This window comes from Variovorax sp. GW821-FHT09D04 (assembly GCF_059416405.1).
In genome coordinates, this window is record NZ_JBWKPA010000004.1 from 175,189 (window position 1) to 193,930 (window position 18,742).

Annotated in this window: 19 protein-coding genes and 1 tRNA gene; 4 read left to right on the forward strand and 16 right to left on the reverse strand. The window is 67.7% G+C overall.

The window, feature by feature from the left end:
- On the forward strand, positions 1 to 1,362 hold the full coding sequence (locus AC07O4_RS15110) for an MmgE/PrpD family protein (RefSeq protein WP_495304977.1): 1,362 nt from the start codon (positions 1 to 3) through the stop codon (positions 1,360 to 1,362).
- A gap of 10 nt (positions 1,363 to 1,372) precedes the next feature.
- Here AC07O4_RS15110 and AC07O4_RS15115 read toward each other — a convergent pair whose 3' ends face one another.
- The 11 genes from AC07O4_RS15115 to yaaA all read right to left on the reverse strand — a co-directional run bounded on the left by AC07O4_RS15115 (position 1,373) and on the right by yaaA (position 11,646).
- Entirely contained in the window at positions 1,373 to 2,083 is a 711-nt protein-coding gene (locus AC07O4_RS15115) for an arylmalonate decarboxylase (RefSeq protein ID WP_495304978.1), read from the reverse strand.
- A gap of 1 nt (position 2,084) precedes the next feature.
- Positions 2,085 to 3,068, reverse strand: coding sequence for a Bug family tripartite tricarboxylate transporter substrate binding protein (locus AC07O4_RS15120; RefSeq protein ID WP_493193254.1), 984 nt, complete (start codon positions 3,066 to 3,068; stop codon positions 2,085 to 2,087).
- 100 nt (positions 3,069 to 3,168) lie between these two features.
- Positions 3,169 to 4,323, reverse strand: a complete 1,155-nt coding sequence (locus AC07O4_RS15125) for a mandelate racemase/muconate lactonizing enzyme family protein (RefSeq protein ID WP_070062161.1) — start codon at positions 4,321 to 4,323, stop codon at positions 3,169 to 3,171.
- 116 nt (positions 4,324 to 4,439) lie between these two features.
- Complete coding sequence (locus tag AC07O4_RS15130; protein WP_192195330.1) at positions 4,440 to 5,327, reverse strand: LysR family transcriptional regulator; 888 nt, start codon at positions 5,325 to 5,327, stop codon at positions 4,440 to 4,442.
- Between the two features lie 13 nt (positions 5,328 to 5,340).
- Entirely contained in the window at positions 5,341 to 6,231 is an 891-nt protein-coding gene (locus AC07O4_RS15135; protein ID WP_070062160.1) for a LysR family transcriptional regulator, read from the reverse strand.
- A gap of 127 nt (positions 6,232 to 6,358) precedes the next feature.
- Positions 6,359 to 7,264 (reverse strand): SDR family NAD(P)-dependent oxidoreductase, encoded by a 906-nt coding sequence (locus tag AC07O4_RS15140; protein ID WP_070062159.1) that lies wholly within the window; start codon positions 7,262 to 7,264, stop codon positions 6,359 to 6,361.
- Between the two features lie 120 nt (positions 7,265 to 7,384).
- The gene (locus tag AC07O4_RS15145; RefSeq protein ID WP_495304979.1) at positions 7,385 to 8,200 is read right to left on the reverse strand and encodes an ATP-grasp domain-containing protein; all 816 of its coding nucleotides are present in this window, start codon (positions 8,198 to 8,200) and stop codon (positions 7,385 to 7,387) included.
- Between the two features lie 24 nt (positions 8,201 to 8,224).
- Positions 8,225 to 9,106 (reverse strand): NADPH-dependent 7-cyano-7-deazaguanine reductase QueF, encoded by an 882-nt coding sequence (gene queF, locus AC07O4_RS15150; RefSeq protein WP_495268178.1) that lies wholly within the window; start codon positions 9,104 to 9,106, stop codon positions 8,225 to 8,227.
- Positions 9,103 to 10,002, reverse strand: coding sequence for an alpha/beta fold hydrolase (locus AC07O4_RS15155; protein WP_495304980.1), 900 nt, complete (start codon positions 10,000 to 10,002; stop codon positions 9,103 to 9,105). The genes queF and AC07O4_RS15155 overlap by 4 nt, the downstream gene beginning before the upstream one ends.
- Before the next feature lie 19 nt (positions 10,003 to 10,021).
- On the reverse strand, positions 10,022 to 10,864 hold the full coding sequence (locus AC07O4_RS15160; protein WP_495304981.1) for a 2OG-Fe(II) oxygenase: 843 nt from the start codon (positions 10,862 to 10,864) through the stop codon (positions 10,022 to 10,024).
- A complete protein-coding gene (gene yaaA, locus AC07O4_RS15165; RefSeq protein WP_495304982.1) occupies positions 10,864 to 11,646 on the reverse strand; it encodes a peroxide stress protein YaaA in 783 nt (260 codons plus the stop codon). The genes AC07O4_RS15160 and yaaA overlap by 1 nt, the downstream gene beginning before the upstream one ends.
- 105 nt (positions 11,647 to 11,751) lie before the next feature.
- Here yaaA and AC07O4_RS15170 point away from each other — a divergent pair, with 105 nt between their 5' ends.
- Positions 11,752 to 14,622 (forward strand): valine--tRNA ligase, encoded by a 2,871-nt coding sequence (locus tag AC07O4_RS15170; RefSeq protein ID WP_495304983.1) that lies wholly within the window; start codon positions 11,752 to 11,754, stop codon positions 14,620 to 14,622.
- A 103-nt stretch (positions 14,623 to 14,725) separates the two neighbouring features.
- Complete coding sequence (gene galU / locus AC07O4_RS15175; protein WP_492684696.1) at positions 14,726 to 15,619, forward strand: UTP--glucose-1-phosphate uridylyltransferase GalU; 894 nt, start codon at positions 14,726 to 14,728, stop codon at positions 15,617 to 15,619.
- 67 nt (positions 15,620 to 15,686) lie between these two features.
- Here the strand turns inward: galU and AC07O4_RS15180 are convergent, their stop codons facing one another.
- The 3 genes from AC07O4_RS15180 to cysM all read right to left on the reverse strand — a co-directional run bounded on the left by AC07O4_RS15180 (position 15,687) and on the right by cysM (position 17,447).
- Positions 15,687 to 15,914 carry a sulfurtransferase TusA family protein gene (locus AC07O4_RS15180; protein ID WP_056572272.1) on the reverse strand — a complete coding sequence of 76 codons (228 nt, stop codon included), beginning with the start codon at positions 15,912 to 15,914 and terminating at the stop codon, positions 15,687 to 15,689.
- Positions 15,904 to 16,479 (reverse strand): NUDIX domain-containing protein, encoded by a 576-nt coding sequence (locus AC07O4_RS15185; protein WP_495304984.1) that lies wholly within the window; start codon positions 16,477 to 16,479, stop codon positions 15,904 to 15,906. The genes AC07O4_RS15180 and AC07O4_RS15185 overlap by 11 nt, the downstream gene beginning before the upstream one ends.
- 65 nt (positions 16,480 to 16,544) lie before the next feature.
- Positions 16,545 to 17,447, reverse strand: a complete 903-nt coding sequence (gene cysM, locus AC07O4_RS15190) for a cysteine synthase CysM (protein WP_062479803.1) — start codon at positions 17,445 to 17,447, stop codon at positions 16,545 to 16,547.
- 41 nt (positions 17,448 to 17,488) lie between these two features.
- Here cysM and AC07O4_RS15195 point away from each other — a divergent pair.
- A tRNA-Leu gene (locus AC07O4_RS15195) sits at positions 17,489 to 17,573 on the forward strand.
- Between the two features lie 103 nt (positions 17,574 to 17,676).
- Here AC07O4_RS15195 and AC07O4_RS15200 read toward each other — a convergent pair.
- Together AC07O4_RS15200 and AC07O4_RS15205 are read right to left on the reverse strand one after the other, a co-directional pair.
- Entirely contained in the window at positions 17,677 to 18,126 is a 450-nt protein-coding gene (locus AC07O4_RS15200) for a guanylate cyclase (RefSeq protein ID WP_495304985.1), read from the reverse strand.
- A gap of 189 nt (positions 18,127 to 18,315) precedes the next feature.
- Entirely contained in the window at positions 18,316 to 18,696 is a 381-nt protein-coding gene (locus AC07O4_RS15205) for a hypothetical protein (RefSeq protein ID WP_495304986.1), read from the reverse strand.
- Positions 18,697 to 18,742 lie beyond the last annotated feature (46 nt).

The window sequence follows — 18,742 nt, forward strand, 5'->3', positions numbered from 1 at the left end:
ATGAACGCCATCGACCACCCCAGCAAGGTGCTCGCGACCTTCGCGGCCGAGCTGAAGTTCGCCGACATTCCCGCGCCCGTGCTGCGCCGCACCGAAGACCTGATGCTCGACTGGCTCGGCTCGGTGCTCGCGGCCCGCACGGCGCGGCCGATACGCAGCATCGAGCGCTTCGCGCAGATGATGGGCCCCGCTGAAGGCCCGAGCGAAATCCTCACCTCGCGGCGCACCAGCTCCCCGCTGTTCGCGGCGATGGTCAACGCGGCGGCCTCGCACTACGTGGAGCAGGACGACGTGCACAACGGCTCGGTGTTCCACCCGGCCGCCGTCGTCATCGCACCCGCACTCGCAGTGGCGCAGAGCCTCGGCGCCAGCGGCGCGCAGCTGCTGACGGCCGTGGTCGCGGGCTACGAGGTGGGCATCCGCGTCGGCGAGTTCCTGGGCCGCTCGCACTACCGCACCTTCCACACCACGGCGACGGCGGGCACGCTCGCGGCCGCCGCGGCGGTGGGCCGCCTGCTCGAGTTGTCGCCGCAGCAGATGCTGCATGCCTTCGGCTCGGCCGGCACGCAGTCGGCCGGTGTGTGGGAGTTCCTGCGCGACGCGGCCGATTCGAAGCAGCTGCACTGCGCGCACGCGGCGGCCAGCGGGCTGATGTCGGCCTACCTCGCGCAGGACGGCTTCACGGGCGCGGCGAAGATCCTCGAAGGCGCGCAGGGGCTGGGCGTGGGCATGTCGAGCGACGCCGATCCCGCGAAGCTCACCGACGGCCTGGGCACGCGCTGGACGCTGGCCGAGACCTCGTTCAAGTACCACGCCTCCTGCCGCCACACGCACCCGGCCGCCGACGCGCTGCTGCAGGTGATGGAACAGAACCAACTCAAGCCGGCCGACGTGTCCCAGGTCACGACCCACGTGCACCAGGGCGCCATCGACGTGCTGGGCCGCGTGACGGTGCCCGCCACGGTGCACCAGGGCAAGTTCTCGATGGGCACGGTGCTGGGCCTCATCGCCGTGCATGGCCGCGCGGGCCTGGGCGAGTTCGACCGCGACTTTCTCTCGCCCGAGGTCTCGGCCTTCCGCGAGAAGGTGACGATGGCGCTGGACGACGAGGTCGACACCGCCTACCCCGCGCGCTGGATCGGCAAGGTCAGCGTGCACACGGCCGATGGCCGCACGCTGGCCGGCCGCGTCGACGAGCCCAAGGGTGACCCCGGCAACAGCCTGAGCCGCGCCGAGATCGAGGACAAGATGCAGCGCCTGGCGCACTACGGCGAAGGCGCGACGGCCGACGAAGCGAAGGCGCTGTGCGAGCGCGTCTGGCAGCTGGCCGACACGGCCCGCGTGGGGCGCTGGCTCGGCTGAGGTCGTTCGTTCAGCCGAACAGCCGGCCCTGCCCCGGCGAGCGCGCATCGAGCCCGGCGGTGCGCACAAGGTCCCAGAAGCCCGCGGGCGAGCTGGACACCACGGGCACCCGCAGGCGCGCCTCGACCTCGCGCACGGCATCGAGCGTGACGAGGCCGCCGCACGAGATGAGGAGGCCGTCGGCGCCGGGCTGGTCCTCGAACACCTTGAGGCACAGATCGACCAGCACCTCGGTCGACACCTGGCCCACGGCCTGCACGTCGGAGATGGCCAGGCCTTCGAGCGCGAGCGGCTCGAAGTCGCTCTGCTCGAGGTAGGTGCGCAGCTGCGTGTTGACCTCGTCGATGTAGGCGGTGGCGACGGCCACGCGCCGCACCTTCAGGTGGCGCAGGCCCGCAAGGATGGCGTCGCTCATCGTCGTGCAGGGCAGGCCCGTGGCCTGTTCCATCTCGCGCTTCAGCTGGCGGGTGAAGGCAACGCCGCGAAAGAAGCTCAGCGAGGTGCCCATGAGGGAGACGGCGCTGGCGCCCTCTTCCTTCAGCGCCAGCGCCTTGCCGATGACCGAGTCGATCACCTCGGTGTAGCCGCGCGTGGAGATTTCGCCGAGGCCCAGGCCTTTGGCGCTGAAGCGGATGCGGTCGCCGTAGAGCAGCGGGCCGTCGACCGGCACGGCGCCGGCTGCAGGGGGAACGATGAGGCCGAGATGGGGCTGTTGTGTCACCTCAGTTCCCCTCCGCCACGATGCGCTGGTCCGTGATGATGCGTTTCCATCGCGTCGTTTCTTCCGCCATGTCCTTGCCCAGCTGGGCCGGCGTGGCATACGCGCGCAGCGTGCCTTGCGCGGCGGCGGCCGTGCCCGTCTCGGGCATGTCGAGCACGGTCTTCACGGCCGCCGAGAGCTTGTCGACCACGTCGTTCGGCGTGCCCGCCGGCGCGAGCAGGAAGATGCGCGGCGCCACGTCGAAGCCGGGCAGCGCCTCGGCCAGCGGCGCCACGCTTTCGGCACCTTCGAGCTTCGCGTTGTTCAACAGCGCGAGCGCGCGCAGCTTGCCGGCCTTCGACTGCGCCATGGCGGCGGTGGCACTCACCACGCCCAGCGGCACCTGTCCGCCGACCACGTCGGGCACGATCTGCGCCGCGCCGCGGTAGGGCACATGCACCACGAACGCGCCGGTGGATTGCTTGAGCATCTCGAAGCCCAGGTGCTGCACGGTGCCGACGCCCGACGACGCGTAGGAGTAACGACCCGGGTGCGCCTTGAGTTCCTTGACGAGTTCGGCGGGTGTCTTCGCAGGAAAGTCGTTGCCCGCGACGATCATCAGCGGCGACACGAAGGCACCGGCCACGGGCTTGAAGCTGGTCAGCGGATCGATCGCGATCTTCGGCTGCAGCAGCTTGGCGATGAGCAAGGCGCTGTCGCCCATCATCAGCGTGTAGCCGTCGGGCGGCGCCTTGGCGACGAGGTCGGCCGCGATGAGGCCTGTGGCGCCGGTGCGGTTTTCGACCAGCACCTGCTGGCCCAGCACCGCGGGCAGGCGCGCGCTGAGCATGCGCGCGACCGCGTCGACGCCGCCGCCGGCCGAGTAGCCGACGACGATGCGGATGGGCTTGTCGGGAAACTTCTGCGCCCACGCGGCGGGTGCGGCGGCCAGCAGGCCGGCCAGGGCCAGGGCGGCCTGCAGGGCATGCCGGCGCGATGGCCGCATGGCGTCTCTTCTTCTGTCGTTCATCTTGTCTCCGTGGTGGTCGGGATGCGCCGGCCGTCTGCGCGGCCTGGTCGTGGTCGGAAGTGTCGTCGGGTGGCGCTCAGGCCTTGCCTTTCCCGTGCGAGGTCGGCAGCTTCGCGAGTTCGCGCACGCGCTCGGCATTGGGCGTGAAGCCCAGGCCCGGCGCTTCGGGCAGCGTGAGCCAGCCTTGGTCGGGCACGGGCAGGCCGTCGAAGATCTGCTTGAGCATCTGCACCGCGACGTAGTGGTACTCGACCAGCCCGCCGTTGGACACGCCCGCGTGCAGGTGCATGTTGTGGAAGGGCCAGGCGCCGCCGTTGTCGATCGGCACGTTGAAGGCCGCGGCCATGCCCGCGATCTTCAGGCACTGCGAGTAGCCGCCCGAGATGGTCACGTTGGGCTGCAGCACATCGGCCGCCTGGTTCACCAGCAGGTCGCGGAAGCGAAAGGCCAGGCCTTCGTTCTGCCCGCAGGCCAGCGGAATGCGCGTGCGCGCGCGCAGCTGGGCCATCTGGCGCACGTCGTTCTGCGTGAGCGGCTCCTCGAAGAAGCTGATGCCGTAGGGCTCGATGCGGTGCGCGAGTTCGGTGGCGTGGAACAGATCGAGGCCGCAGTTGGCATCGACGTACAGCTTCACGTCGGGGCCCACCGCCTCGCGCACGGCGGCCACGCGGCGCACATCTTCGGCAATGACCTCGTCGAGCGGGCGCGGCTCGTCGCGGCGCGCGAGTGCGTGGTTGCCGACGGTCATCTTCAGGCGCTGGAAGCCCTGCGACACCCACAGCTTGGCGGCGGCGGCGAGCTGGTCGCGCTCGAAGAAGCCGAAGCCGAAGGTGGCGTACACCGGCACCTTGGCGCGCGCGCCGCCGAACAGGCGCCACAGCGGCTGGCCCAGCGCCTTGCCCTTGAGGTCCCACAGCGCGATGTCGAGCGCGGCGATGGTGTGGCTCGCGTAGCCGGTCTGGCCGCGCGGCGAGAGCAGCCAGTAGAGCTTCTCCCACAGGCGCTCGGTGGCCATCGGGTCTTCGCCGATCAGCGCGGGGCCGGCCACTTCGCGCACGGCGGCGGCAATGATTTCTTCTTCGGTGATGGCCGTCATGCCGTGGCCGACGAGGCCGGTGTCGGTCTCGATCTCGGTGAGGCACAGCGACAGCGAGGTCTGCTTGTTCAGGCCGACCACGTCGATGGTCACGGGGATGTTCAGCGGCGTGGCGCTGACGCGGATGATCTTCAAGGGCGTCTCCTTTGGTGTGCCCGCATCTTTGCGCGAGGGCCGCAGGAGAACAATTCGTTTTTGGCGAGTTCGAGCCTTCGCGCGGCGCGAAGGCTCATCGCCCCGGTGGCCTCAGATCAATCGGGACGGCCGAGGTGTTCGAGCACCGAGCGCGCGGCGGCCGTGAGGTCCTGCTGGCGCCGCACGCACAGCAGGTGTCGGCGCAGCGCCCAGGGTGCGTCGAGCTTGAGGCAGCGCAGCTTGAGGATCTGCAGCTGCGGCAGGATGGCCGCATAGGGCAGCACGCCGATGCCCACGCCCTGCTCCACCATGCGGCAGACCATGTCGAAGCTGCCCACCTGCATGCGCACCTTGAGCGGCACCTGGGCCTCGAGCGCGGCGGCGAGCAGCACGCGATGCAGCGCCGTGCCTTCGCGCACCACGATATGGTCGTGGCGCAGCACCTCCTGCACATCGATGCGCTTGCGGCGCGCCAGCGGGTGGTCGCGTGCGATGACCACGGCCAGCTCGTCGGTGCGGTAGGGCAGGCATTCGAGACCGTCGGCCGGCGTCTGGCCCTCGATCACGCCGATATCAGCCAGCCCGGCCTGCACGGCCTTCACCACCTCGGTGCTGGCGCGCTCCTGCAGGTCGATCTTGAGCACCGGGTGCAGGCGCAGGAACGAGCCGATCTGCGCCGGCAGGAACTGCGCGATGGTCGAGGCGTTGGCCGTGATGCTGACCACGCCCGCCACGCCGTTCTGGAAATCGTCGAGCTCGGCGCCCAGCCGGTCCATGGCCGAGAGCACGGCGCGCGCATGCAGGAGAAGCCCATGGCCGGCCGAGGTGAGCGTGACGCCGCGCGCATGCCGCACCAGGAGCGGCAACCGGGCGCGGGCTTCAAGATCGGAGATGCGCTTGCTCGCAGCGGCCAGCGCGATGTGGCAGCGCTTGGCGCCTTCGCTGATGCTGCCGTGGTCGGACACGGCCACGAACAGGCGCAGCGACTTCAGGTCGGCGGACATGGCCCGTCGCGCCTCAGGTCAAAACGAGGTGATCGAACAGCTCGCGCGCGGAAGCCGGCAGCTGCTCGCGGTTGCGCGCGATGAGCTTGAGTTCGCGTTCGGCCCAGGCGTCGCTCAAGGGCACCGTGGCGATCCGCATCGCCATCGACAGCCGCTGCGCCGACGACGACGGCAGCACGCCGACGCCCACGCCCGCTTCGATCATCAGGCAGATGGCCTCGAAGCTGCTCACCTGGATGCGCGGGTTGAAGCCACGCCCCGCAAGTTCGGCGCGGCGCTGCAGAAAGCGGTGGATCGCGCTGCCGTGGTGCAGGCCCACGTGCTGCTCATCGAGCGTGTCGGCAAAGGCCACCGACGACGCGCCCGCCAGCGGGTGTGTGGGCGGCACCACCAGCACGAGCTGGTTGCGCCCGAACGGGCGCGCATCGAACTCGCCGGTGTGCACGTCGCCCGCGAGGATGCCGATGTCGGCCTCGCCGTCGGCCACCGCGCGCACGATTTCTTCGCTCAGGTACTCGCGCAGGTCGACCTGCACGGCTGGGTGCTGCGTGAGAAAGCCCGCGAGCTTCTGCGGCAGGTACTCGGTGATCGAGGTGGTGTTGGCGAACACGCGCACATGGCCCTTGATGCCCTTGCCGAAGTCCTGCATGTCGCAGCGCAGGTGTTCCATCTGCTGCATCACGCGCTTGGCGTGATACAGCACCGCCTGCCCCGCCGCCGTGAGGCTCACGCCTTGCGCGCTGCGATGCAGCAGCTTGCCGCCCACCGCCTCTTCCATCTGCTTGATGCGCGTGGACGCGGCGGCCAGCGAGATGCAGGCCTTCTCGGCGCCGCGCGTGAGGCTGCGCGCGTCCGCCACGTAGACGAACAGTTTCAGGTCGAACAGGTCGAAGTGCAGGTTCACCGGGCGGGCACGAAGGAAGCGGGAGGAACGCGCATTGTCCGGCGAACGGCGTCGCCTGCAGCCGCTTGCGGGTTTGTCCTCAGAAGGTGTGAATGAATCCGGACATGGCGGGTTCGTTCACGCCTTCTCAGACCGGGTCCCAGCTGAACACGTCGGCCGAGCGGTCCAGCGGGAAGAAACTGGCGCGCATCGCGGGCATGGCGTGCTCGGCAATGCTCTCGGGCGTCCAGCCTTCGGAGCGGTGGATGGAGCGCACCGGGCGCGGCTGGCTGATGAGCGAGATCTCGTTGTTGCGCACCGAGAAGATCTGGCCGTTGACCGCGGCGGCTGCATCGCTCGCCAGGTACACCGCGAGCGGCGCCACCTTGGCGGGCGTCATCTGCTTGATCTTGTCGACGCGGGCGCGCTGCTCGTCGGTGTCGGTGGGAATGGCGCCGATCATGCGGCTCCAAGCGAAGGGCGCGATGCAGTTGGAGCGCACGTTGAACTTCAGCATGTCCAGCGCGATGGACTTCGACAGCGCCGCGATGCCGAGCTTGGCCGCCGCGTAGTTGGCCTGGCCGAAGTTGCCGATCAGGCCCGAGGTGGAGGTCATGTGCACCAGCGCGCCCGAATTCTGTTCCTTGAAGTGCGTCGCAGCCGCGCGGCTCACGAAGTAGGCGCCGTACAGGTGCACCTTGATCACCGCGTCCCACTCGTCGACCGACATCTTGTGGAAGAACCGGTCGCGCAGGATGCCCGCGTTGTTCACCACCGCGTCGATGCGCCCGAAGCTGTCGACCGCGCATTCCACGATGCGCCCCGCGCTCGCGGCATCGGCCACGCTGTCGGTGTTGGGCACGGCCTGCCCGCCCGCCGCACGAATCTCCTCGACCACCTGCTGCGCCGGCCCGGCACTGCCGCCCGCGCCATCGAGTCCCGCACCGATGTCGTTGACCACCACCTTCGCGCCGTGCCGCGCCATTGCGAGCGCGATGTCGCGCCCGATGCCGCCGCCCGCGCCGGTGACGACGACCACTTTGCCTTCAACCATGTGTCTTGCCTCTGCTTCGGATGTTCGTTCGCCCGCGAGTTCGCGGGGGAATTTCAGAATGCCACAGGCGAGGCAGGCGCGGGTTTGGGGTTTCCGAAGAGGGGCTTCAGGCAGACGGGGTCATGACCTCGCGCGCGCCAGGATTTCCCGCCAGAGCAGGAGCGGGTTTGCGCCGGCGTACCCCGATTCCTGAGCGTCGTTGCATTCGATGATGATCCAGCGGCCGTCCCTGGCCTTGGCAAAGTCCACCACCAGGAACGGCACTTTCAGCCGAGCGGCCGCCTGCTGCGCCAAGGCCAGCCCCACGCGGGCGTCCGCAAGCTCATAGGGCGCCACCTGGTGCCAATAACGGCCCCACCCGACACACTCGCCGTTCCACCAGAACGATCGGTATTCCGCAGAGGGCACGACCTTGCCGGGCACGTGCCCGGCAACCGGCACCAGAGGAACGAACTCCCTGATAACGGGCTTCTGCCAATGAAGGATCGCGTCGTCACGGTACCTGCTCGCGGCAACTTCGTAGTGCGCTCGACTCTGGATCACCGCAAGATCCGGGTTGTGCTTGCTGGTCTGCCTTGCGCCCTTCATGAAGACCGGCCATGTGAACAGGGCCTCGATCTGCGCCGCATCGGGCAGCGCATCGAAGACAACCGTTCGCGGCGTGAACTCCTCGATGAGGGGGTACCAGCTGTCAAGCTCACTGGCGAGCGCATGCTCCTGCGGTGAGTTGACCGGTCGCAGCCCCATGGCGACTTTCTCGGCATACATCGCGGCGTAATCTTCGATCGGTCCCACGCGAAGCACGCATGGCTCCTCGGCATCCAGGAGATACGGATGGTCGCAGGCGAAATTCAGTTCAAAGTTGAAGTCGTAGCTGGCCACGCCAACCGACTGGCTGACAACGAGCAGCTGCTGTTCGAGCCGAACAAGATTCACGAGGGCTCGCCGGCTCGGTTGCGTCTACTGCCGCGCCGTGCGGATGTTCGCCGGCAGCGCCTGCGGCCAGCTCGTGCGGAACGGGTTGATGTCCAGCCCGCCGCGCCGCGTGTAGCGCGCGTACACCGCGAGCTTGGTCGGCTGGCACTGGCGCCAGATGTCCGTGAACATGCGCTCGGCGCAGGGTTCGTGGAACTCGTTGTGGTTGCGAAAGCTCACGATGTACGCCAGCAGGCCGGCCTGGTCGATGGGCGGGCCGCTGTAGCGGATCTGCACGCTGCCCCAGTCGGGCTGGCCGGTGACGAGGCAGTTGCTCTTCAGAAGCCGGCTGGTGAGGGTTTCGTTCACGTGCACCTGCGTCGTGTCACTGCTCAGCAGCTCGGGCGCGGGCTGGTAGTGGGTGCATTCGATGTCGAGGCGGTCGAGGTCCAGCCCGTCGATCTCGTGCACGGGCTCGCGGTCGAACAGGTCGGGCGTGAGCAGCTTCACGCCGATGCCGGCCGACTGGTCGCTGCCGCGCCATGCGGCTTCGGAAAGGTCGGTGCGCAGGTGCTCGCGCACGGCATCGATGCTGGCGAAGGTGCTGTTGTTGAAGCTGTTGAGGTACAGCTTGAACGACTTGCTCTCGATGATGTTCGGCGTTTCGCAGGGAATGGTGAAGTGCGCAATGGCCACCTGCGGCTTGCCGCGCGGGTTCAGCCAGCTCAGCTCGAAGGCGGTCCAGAGGTCGGCGCCGAAGAAGGGCAAGGCACCGGCCTGGATGCCCATGGCTTCGCGCTGCGTGGTGCGTGCGATGGGGAACAGCAGGCTCGGGTCGTACTTGTCGGCGTAGGCCGAGGCGCGGCCGAGCTGCGACTGCTCGGGGGTGTTGGGGTTCGTGTTGGGGTTGGTGGGGTCGTGGCTCATGGGGCGGTTCCGGCATCCGCCGCGTGTGCGAACGGAGCGATGTGGTGGGCGAGGATCGTGCAGACCTCGGGCGGCAGGTCGTGGCCCATGCCGGGCACGGCGATGAAGGTCGCACCCGGAATGCGCTGCGCCGAATCGCGGCCGCAGGCGATGGGCACGAGCGCGTCGGCGTCGCCGTGCAGCACCAGCGTCGGGCGCTGGATGCGCGCCAGCACCTGCGGGCGGTCGTCGTCGGCGCCGATGGCGAGCATCTGGCGCATCAGGCCGGCCGGGTGGTAGGCGCGGCGCATGCTGAAGGTGAGGCGCGCGGCCAGTTGCTCGTCGGTCTGCGGGTAGGCCGGGCTCTGGATGAGCCGCAGCAATTTGATGCTGTGCGCGACCAGCGCGGCCTCGTCGTGGCTGCGCGGGCGCCGCATGAGCATGGCTCCGACCTCGCGGCGCGGGCCCGGCAGGCCGCGCGCGCCGCTGGAGCTCATGATGCTCACGAGGCTGGCGGTGCGCCCGGGCGCGGTGGCGGCGATGCGCTGCGCGATCATGCCGCCCATCGAGGCGCCGACGATGTGGGCGCGGGCAATGCCCAGCGCGTCGAGCACGCCGAGCGAGTCGAGCGCCATGTCCTGCAGCGTGTAGGCGCTGCGCACCTTCAGGCCGATGCGGTGGCGGATGGTTTCCCACACGAGGTTGCCGGTGCCGAGGTGATCGAAGCCCTGGCTCAGGCCGATGTCGCGGTTGTCGTGGCGCACCACGCGAAAGCCCGCATCGACCAGCTGCTGCACGAACGCATCGGGCCACGCGACCAGCTGCATGCCCAGCCCCATGATCAGCAGGATGACGGGGCGCCCTTCGCCGCCGGTGTCGTCGACTTCGATCTGCAGGCCGTTGGCGGTGACTTTCATCGGTTCCTTGTTATTTTTTCTACTTGAACTCGCGCTCGCGCAGCCACTTGGTGGCGACCCACTTTTCGCCCGCGAGCACCGGCGCACCGCCGTGCAGCGTGCGGGTGGCGGGGTCGGGCCGGTCGTAGCTGAAGAACACGCCGGTGCCGCGCACCGGGGCCACTTCGAGGCCGATGTCGGGGAAGGTGGTGGCGCCGCCCTGCTCGGGCTCCTGCAGGTACATCACGAGCGTGGCCACGCGCTGGCCGCCGCGCTTGAGGATGGTGGGCGTGCCGGGCTCGTGCGGGTCGAAGTAGTCGTAGTGCGGGCGGTACTGCGCGCCGGGCGCGTAGCGCAGGATCTGCAGGCCCTCGCCGTACTCGAGTGGCCAGCGCAGCAGCATGGCCAGACGCTGTTCGAGGCGCGCGACGATCTCGTTCTCGCCGCGCTCGAAGAACATGCCGTCGCTGGTGCGGTCGACGTTGAGCACCTCGCCGCCGGTGCGGGTCTCGACGGTGAGCGAGCGCGCCAGCCGCACACGCGCGGCGGCGATCAGGCCTTCGCATTCCTCGACCGACAGCAGGTTGCCGAACACCACGACGCGCGGGTGCCGCACGGTCTGCAGCACCTGCACGCGGCGGTCGCCGGCCTCGATGTACAGCGGCGCACCGTCCAGATCGGGGCCGGGCATCTCGGTGCGGGCCGGCGCCAGGGCCGCCGCGACATCGGGGAACCCGCCCTCCAGCTGGGCCAGTGCGAGGTCGGTGGCGGCATCCTGCCAGCCGGCCGCCCGCATCGACATGCGCAACGCGGGCACCGAATGGCCGGCCGCGAGCTGGGCCACCAGCCATTCGCGCAATTCCGGACTGATCGCTTGAGACATCAGACTTTCCTTCTGAACACCAGCCTTTCGGCCGTCGATACCTGGGCGTCGAAACCATAACCCTCGAGATTGAATTTTTCCAGCGCCTTGGGCGTGGCCGCCTGGTGCAGCACGGCCCAGCGCGCCAGCAGGCCGCGGGCGCGCTTGGCGAAGAAGCTCACGATCTTGTACCTGTCGCCCTTCCACTCCTGGAACACGCATTCGACCACGCGCGCCTTGAGCACCTTCTGGTCGACCGACTTGAAGTACTCCTGCGAGGCGACGTTGACGACGACCGGCGTGCGATCGGCCGCCAGGCGCTCGTTCAGGTGCTCGGCGATGCGCGAACCCCAGAAGGCGTACAGGTCCTTGCCATGGCGGTTGGCCAACGCGGTGCCCATTTCGAGCCGGTAGGGCTGCAGGCGGTCCAGCGGGCGCAGCAGGCCGTACAGGCCGCTGAGGATGCCCACATGGTCCTGGGCCCAGGCGAGTTGGGCGGACGTGAGGCTGCGGGCGTCGAAGCCGCCGTAGACGTCGCCGTCGAAGGCGAAGGCGGCCTGGCGGGCGTTCTTGTCGGTGCTCTTGGACGACCAGGCGGCGTAGCGGGCCACGTTGAGGGCCGAGAGCTTGTCCGACAGGTGCATCAGCTCGGCGATGTCCTGGGGCGACTTCTCGCGCAAGAGCTTGATGAGTTCGACCGAGGGGCCGCGCGGGGCTTCGAAATGGGGCTGGGTGGCGGGGGTTTCGGAGGGGACGGGGGTGTCGTAGTCGAGCGACTTCGCGGGGGAAAGCAGGAACAGCATCAGTCGATTATGTGGGGCTGGGGTTTCCCCGGGCCGCCCCGGTAAAATCCCGGGCAATCCCACCCTGTCACCAACGGCACCCGAGGGTGCCGTTTTGCATTCCCCATGAGCGAACCTACCTCCCAGCCCGGCCTCGAGAGCCTGTCCAAATCGTTCGAACCCGCCGCCATCGAGGCGCACTGGGGCCCGGAATGGGAGCAGCGCGGCTACGCCAAGGCGGGCTTCCGCGGCACGCAGCAGCCCAAGGAAGGCGCCGAGTCGTTCGCGATCCAGCTGCCGCCGCCCAACGTGACGGGCACGCTGCACATGGGCCATGCGTTCAACCAGACGATCATGGACAGCCTCACGCGCTACCACCGCATGAAGGGCGCCAACACGCTGTGGGTGCCAGGCACCGACCACGCGGGCATCGCCACCCAGATCGTGGTGGAGCGCCAGCTGCAGGAGCAAAAAGTCAGCCGCCACGACCTGGGCCGCAAGAACTTCGTGGCACGCGTGTGGGAGTGGAAGGAAAAGTCGGGCAGCACCATCACCGAGCAGATGCGCCGCATGGGCGACACGGTCGACTGGAGCCGCGAGTACTTCACGATGGACGACGACCTGTCCAAGGTGGTCACGCACACCTTCGTGAAGCTGTATGAAGAAGGCCTGATCTACCGCGGCAAGCGCCTGGGCAACTGGGACCCGGTGCTCAAGACCTCGGTGAGCGACCTGGAAGTCGAGAGCGAGGAAGAAGACGGCTCGCTCTGGCACATCGCCTACCCGCTGGAAGACGGCAGCGGCACGCTCACGGTGGCCACCACGCGCCCCGAGACCATGCTCGGCGACACGGCCGTGATGGTCCACCCCGAAGACGAACGCTACAAGCACCTGATCGGTCAGCGCGTGAGGCTGCCGCTCGTGGACCGGCTGATTCCCATCATTGCTGACGACTACGTCGACAAGGAGTTCGGCACCGGCGTGGTCAAGGTGACGCCCGCGCACGACTACAACGACTATGCCGTGGGCCAGCGTCACAAGCTCGAGGTGATCGGCATCCTGACGCTCGACGCGACCATCAACGACAACGCGCCTGAAAAATACCGCGGCATGGACCGCTTCGTGGCGCGCAAGGCCATCGTGGCCGACCTCGAGGCGCTGGGCCTGCTGGTCGAGGTGAAGAAGCACCGCCTCATGGTGCCGCGCTGCGCGCGCTCGGGCGCCGTGGTCGAGCCCATGCTCACCGACCAGTGGTACGTGGCCATGACACGCCCCGGCGCCGACGGCCAGTCGATCGCGCAGAAGGCCATCGACGTCGTGAAGTCGGGCGAGGTGCGCTTCGTGCCCGAGAACTGGGTCAACACCTACAACCACTGGATGGAGAACATCCAGGACTGGACGATTTCGCGCCAGCTCTGGTGGGGCCACCAGATTCCCGCCTGGTACGACGAAGACGGCAAGGTGTACGTGGCCGAGACCGAAGCCGAGGCGCAGGCCAAGGCACCGGGCAAGACGCTCACGCGCGACGAAGACGTGCTCGACACCTGGTACTCGTCGGCGCTGGTGCCCTTCTCGTCGCTGGGCTGGCCCGAGAAGACCCAGGACCTGGCGCTGTACCTGCCCTCGACCGTGCTCGTGACGGGCTACGACATCATCTTCTTCTGGGTCGCCCGGATGATCATGATGACCAAGCACTTCATGGGCACTGTGCCGTTCAAGGACGTGTACATCCACGGCCTGGTGCGCGACGCCCAGGGCAAGAAGATGAGCAAGTCCGAAGGCAACGTGCTCGACCCGGTCGACCTGATCGACGGCATCGAGTTGCCCGCGCTGCTCGACAAGCGCACGCAAGGCCTGCGCAAGCCCGAGACCGCCCCGGCGGTGCGCAAGAACACGCAGAAGGAATTCCCCGAGGGCATTCCGGCCTTCGGCGCCGATGCGCTGCGCTTCACTTTTGCCTCGCTGGCCTCGTTGGGCCGCAGCATCAACTTCGACTCGAAGCGCTGCGAGGGCTATCGCAACTTCTGCAACAAGCTGTGGAACGCCACGCGCTTCGTGCTGATGAACTGCGAAGGCCAGGACTGCGGCCTGCTGGAGCACAGCAAGGAAGACTGCCAGGTCGGCGGCAAGGCGCACGGCTACCTGAAGTTCAGCCGCGCCGACTTCTGGATCGTCTCGCAGCTGCAGCGCGTCGAGGCCGAAGTGGCCAAGGGCTTCGAGGAATACCGCCTGGACAACGTGGCCAACACGATCTACCAGTTCGCCTGGGACGAGTTCTGCGACTGGTACCTGGAGATCGCCAAGGTGCAGATCCAGACCGGCGACGATGCGCAAAAACGCGCCACGCGCCGCACGCTGATCCGCGTGCTCGAGGCGCTGCTGCGCCTGGCGCACCCGATCATCCCGTTCATCACCGAAGAGCTGTGGCAGAAGGTGTCGAAGGTCGCGGGCCGCGAAGGCGCGTCGATCATGATCGCGGCCTACCCGCAGAGCCAGCCGGAGAAGATCGACGAAGCCGCAGAGGCGCACGTGGCGCGCCTGAAAGCACTGGTCGACGCCTGCCGCACGCTGCGCGGCGAGATGAACGTGTCGCCCGCCACGCGCCTGCCGCTGTACGCGGTGGCCGACGACGCGGAGGGCGCGGCCTTCCTGCGCGATGCGGCCCCGGTGCTGCAGGCACTGGCCAAGCTCAAGGAAGTGAAGGTGTTCGACGACGAGGCCTCGTGGCAGGCCGCCGCCGAAGCCGCACCCGTGGCGGTGGTGGGCGCGGCGCGCCTGTGCCTGCACATGGAGATCGACAAGGCGGCCGAGAAGCTGCGCATCGGCAAGGAAATTGCACGCATCGAGGGCGAGATCGCCAAGGTTCACGGCAAGCTCGGCAACGAGGCCTTCGTGGCCAAGGCGCCGCCCGCCGTGATCGAACAGGAGCGCACGCGCCTGGTCGATTTCACCGCCACGCTGGAGCGCCTGCGCGACCAGCTTGTGCGCCTCGGCTGACAGACGCGGCCCGGGTGGGGGACTAGGATTTGGTCATCGGCTTCGCGCTGTAACCATCCTCATCCCTCTCCTTTTTCCTGCATCCAACGACACTGAACTGCCCATGTCCACTTCTTCCCCGACGCGCATCCGCAAGGCCGTATTCCCTGTTGCAGGCTTCGGCACCCGCTTTCTGCCGGCCACCAAGGCGCAGCCCAAAGAGATGCTGCCCGTGGTCGACAAGCCGCTGATCCAGTACGCCGTCGAAGAAGCCTATGCCGCGGGCATCCGCGACATGATTTTTGTGACCGGGCGCAACAAGCGCGCGATCGAAGACCACTACGACACCGCCTACGAGCTCGAAAGCCAGCTCGAAGCCAGCGGCAAGGACGCACTCCTTGAAATCGCCCGTTCGGTGTCGCCCGACGACATGACCTGCTCCTACGTGCGCCAGCCGCGCATGCTGGGCCTGGGCCACGCCGTGCTGTGCGCCGAGCACCTGGTGGGCAACGAGCCCTTCGCCGTGCTGCTGGCGGACGATCTGATGGTCGGCCCTGTCGGTGGCCAGCCGGTGCTGGCGCAGATGACCGAAGTCTTCGCGCGCCTGGGCGCCTCGGTGCTGGCCGTGCAGGAAGTGCCGCTGGAACACGTCAAGCGCTACGGCATCGTGGCCGGCGAGAACGTGGAAGACGGCCTCGTGAAGGTCAACCGCATGGTCGAGAAGCCCAAGCCCGAAGACGCGCCCTCGCGCCTCGGTGTGGCCGGCCGCTACATCCTCACGCCCGGCGTGTTCGACGAGATCCGCAACCAGCCCAAGGGCGCGGGCGGCGAGATCCAGCTGACCGACGGCATCGCGGCGCTGATGAAGAAGGAATCGGTCTACGCCTACTCGTACAAGGGCATCCGCTACGACTGCGGCAGCAAGGAAGGCTTCCTGCAGGCGTCGGTGGAACTGGCGCTGGCGCACCCTGAAGTGGGCGAGCAGTTCCGCGAGTACCTCAAGAGCCTGAAGCTCTGAGGGCGCTGCAAAGCGCTGAAAACAAAAGGGGCCGCGAGGCCCCTTTTTCTTTTGCCGGTTGCCGACGCTAGCGCCGCTTCAGCACGTGGATGAAGTCGCTGCCCACGGTCTCCTGCGCCACCAGTTCGTTGCCAGTCTGGCGCGCAAAGGCCTGGAAGTCGCGCACCGACCCCGGGTCGGTCGACACCACCTTCAGCAGCTGACCGCTCGCCATGTCGTTGAGCGATTTCTTCGCCTTCAGGATCGGCAGCGGGCAGTTGAGGCCGCGCGTGTCGATTTCGCGGTCAACTTGCATTGCCAGGCTCCGGCGGCAGGTTCAGGCCGCGGCGACGCTCTTCGTTTTCCGCCGCCGTGAAGAACACCGGCTCGTGGCCGCGCGTGCGCAGCCAGTCGGCCAGCGCGTAGCCGGTGCCGGCGGGCCAGCACCGCAGGTCGGGCAGGTCGTAGAGGCGGTAGTCCACCAGCTCGGGCGAGAGCTTCACCTCGCCATCGGCCACCACGTGGTACGCGATGATGATCTGGTTCATGCGCTGGAAGTCGTAGGCCCCGACGAGCTTGGCGGCGCTGACGTCCAGGTTGGTCTCTTCCTTGACCTCGCGCGTGATGCCCTCCTCGGGCGTCTCGCCGGCCTCCATGAAGCCGGTGATGAGCGCGAACATCTTGCCCGGCCAGGCCGCATTGCGCGCCAGCAGCACCTGGCCGCGGTACTCGACGATGGCCGCCAGCACGGGCGTGGGGTTGTTCCAGTGCGTGTGGCCGCAGTTGGGGCAGCGCAGGCGCTCCTTGGGACCGCCGTCTTCCATCAACGCGATCCATTCGAGCGGGGTGGCGCAGGCCTGGCAGAACTTGGGGTGGGGCATGGGAAGTCTCTGTTCTTTTTCTCGGGCGTGCGGCGCCCCGTGGGCGCCGCCGCAGTGTGAAGGGATCAGGCGGGGAAAACGCCCGTCGACAGGTAGCGGTCGCCGCGGTCGCAGACCACGAAGACGATGGTGGCGTTCTCGACCTTCTTCGACACCTCGATGGCCGCCCACAGCGCGCCGGCCGCCGAAATGCCGCCGAAGATGCCCTCTTCGCGCGCCAGGCGCCGGCACATCTCTTCGGCATCGTCCTGGCTCACGCTGATTTCCTCGTCGACGCGGCTCGGGTCGTAGATCTTCGGCAGGTACTCGACCGGCCACTTGCGGATGCCCGGAATGCGCGAGCCTTCGGCCGGCTGCGCGCCGACGATGCGGACCGCCGGGTTCTTTTCCTTCAGGTAGCGCGAGACGCCGGTGATGGTGCCCGTGGTGCCCATCGCGCTCACGAAGTGCGTGATCTTGCCCTGCGTATCGGTCCAGATCTCGGGGCCGGTGGTCTCGTAGTGGATGCGCGGGTTGTCGGGGTTGGCGAACTGGTCGAGCACGCGGCCCTTGCCCTGGGCGACCATCTGCTCGGCCAGGTCGCGCGCGTATTCCATGCCGCCGCTCTTGGGCGTGAGCACCAGCTCGGCGCCGAAGGCCTTCATGGTCTGGGCGCGTTCCACCGAGAGGTCCTCCGGCATGATCAGCACCATGCGGTAGCCCTTGATGGCCGCGGCCATCGCCAGCGCGATGCCGGTGTTGCCCGAGGTGGCCTCGATCAGCGTGTCGCCGGGCTTGATTTCACCGCGCTCCTCGGCCCGCTTGATCATCGACAGCGCCGGCCGGTCCTTGACCGAACCCGCCGGGTTATTGCCTTCGAGCTTGCCCAGGATCACGTTGCCGCGCTTGGCGTTTTCCGCGGCGTGGATGCGTTGCAGGGCAACCAGGGGGGTCTTGCCGATGGCGTCTTCGATCGTCGGATAATTCATGCCAGCCACTGTGCCATAATTTTGGGCTTCCTTCCGGATGTGCCCGGGTGGTGAAATTGGTAGACGCAGGGGACTCAAAATCCCCCACCGAAAGGTGTGCCGGTTCGATTCCGGCCCCGGGCACCACGAGACGACACCGTCTCACCCCCACATCAAGAAACCCGCTCGCTTCACTGGCGCAGCGGGTTTTTCTTTGCCTCGGGGCCTTTCAGGCCGGGCAAGCCCCGCCTTAGCCAAGCACGTCGGCGAGCTTCACCTGGAGCGACAAGGCGGCCTGGTGCAGCAACTCGAACTCGTCGTCCGGCAGTGGCACGGCCGTGAAGTTGAAGTGGCACAAGGTGCCGGCGACCGCGCCCGAGGGGTTCAACAGCGGAACGCCGTGATAGCTGATGGTGTAGTCCCGCCCGGGGTGCGTGGCAAAGCGCTCGTCCACGCTCGAGTCGTCGGTGCGGAACCATCCGTCGCGCAGGACAAAGGGACAGATGCTCGCCTCGAAGGGCACGACGGCAATGTTCTCGGGGATCAGTTCACCTTGCTTGTCGTGCAGGTAGAGGCTCGTGACCAGGTCGGCGCGAATCCTGTAGATCCCGGTGTACCGATGCGGCACGCGCGCGTTCAGGTAGGCGAGGACAGCCTGTGCGCCTTGATCGGCAAGCAACGCTTCAATCGTTTGGGGCATTCGTTTCGTCCGCTTCGCTTCGATCGGTTCGATCTGGAACCCGTCCTGCCATGGTACGCCCGGACCGATCTGCGAGAGCGGCCCCGGGCACCCGCTTCAGTCGAGCCGCCTGACAGGGTTGCGTCCTGGCGGTCCAATATGGCAGGACCACGCCCCCGACAATCCCTGCCCGTCCACGGCTTGAGTGAATCACCGTCGATCTTGCCTCTGGACAGCGCCTCTGAGCGCCACGGCGTGGAACATGACCATCGTGCCCGGCTCTTCCTTGCAGGCCTTGTCCAAATAGGCGTTGATCGTGTCAGCGGACGGTAGCCGGACCATGTCGTCCTTGTTGGTTGTTGCGTTCAAGCCTGTCAGAAAGCCCAGAACCCAAGAAGTCATCAGATGCGCCGCAATGGCATTTGGATCGGAGGGGGACGCTGCTCGAGCAGCGAGCCACAAACTGCAGCTGTCATCACGGACGCCGACACCTGCACCGTATGTGTCCGACGCATTGGCGGCAGGCGCCATCACGAAGGCAGCAACAAGGGCAAGGGCAGTCGCAGAAAGGCGGGCTTTGATGAAGATCATGGAGCGAATTAGGCCTCAAGAGAAACCGAACTACACCCTTGAGATC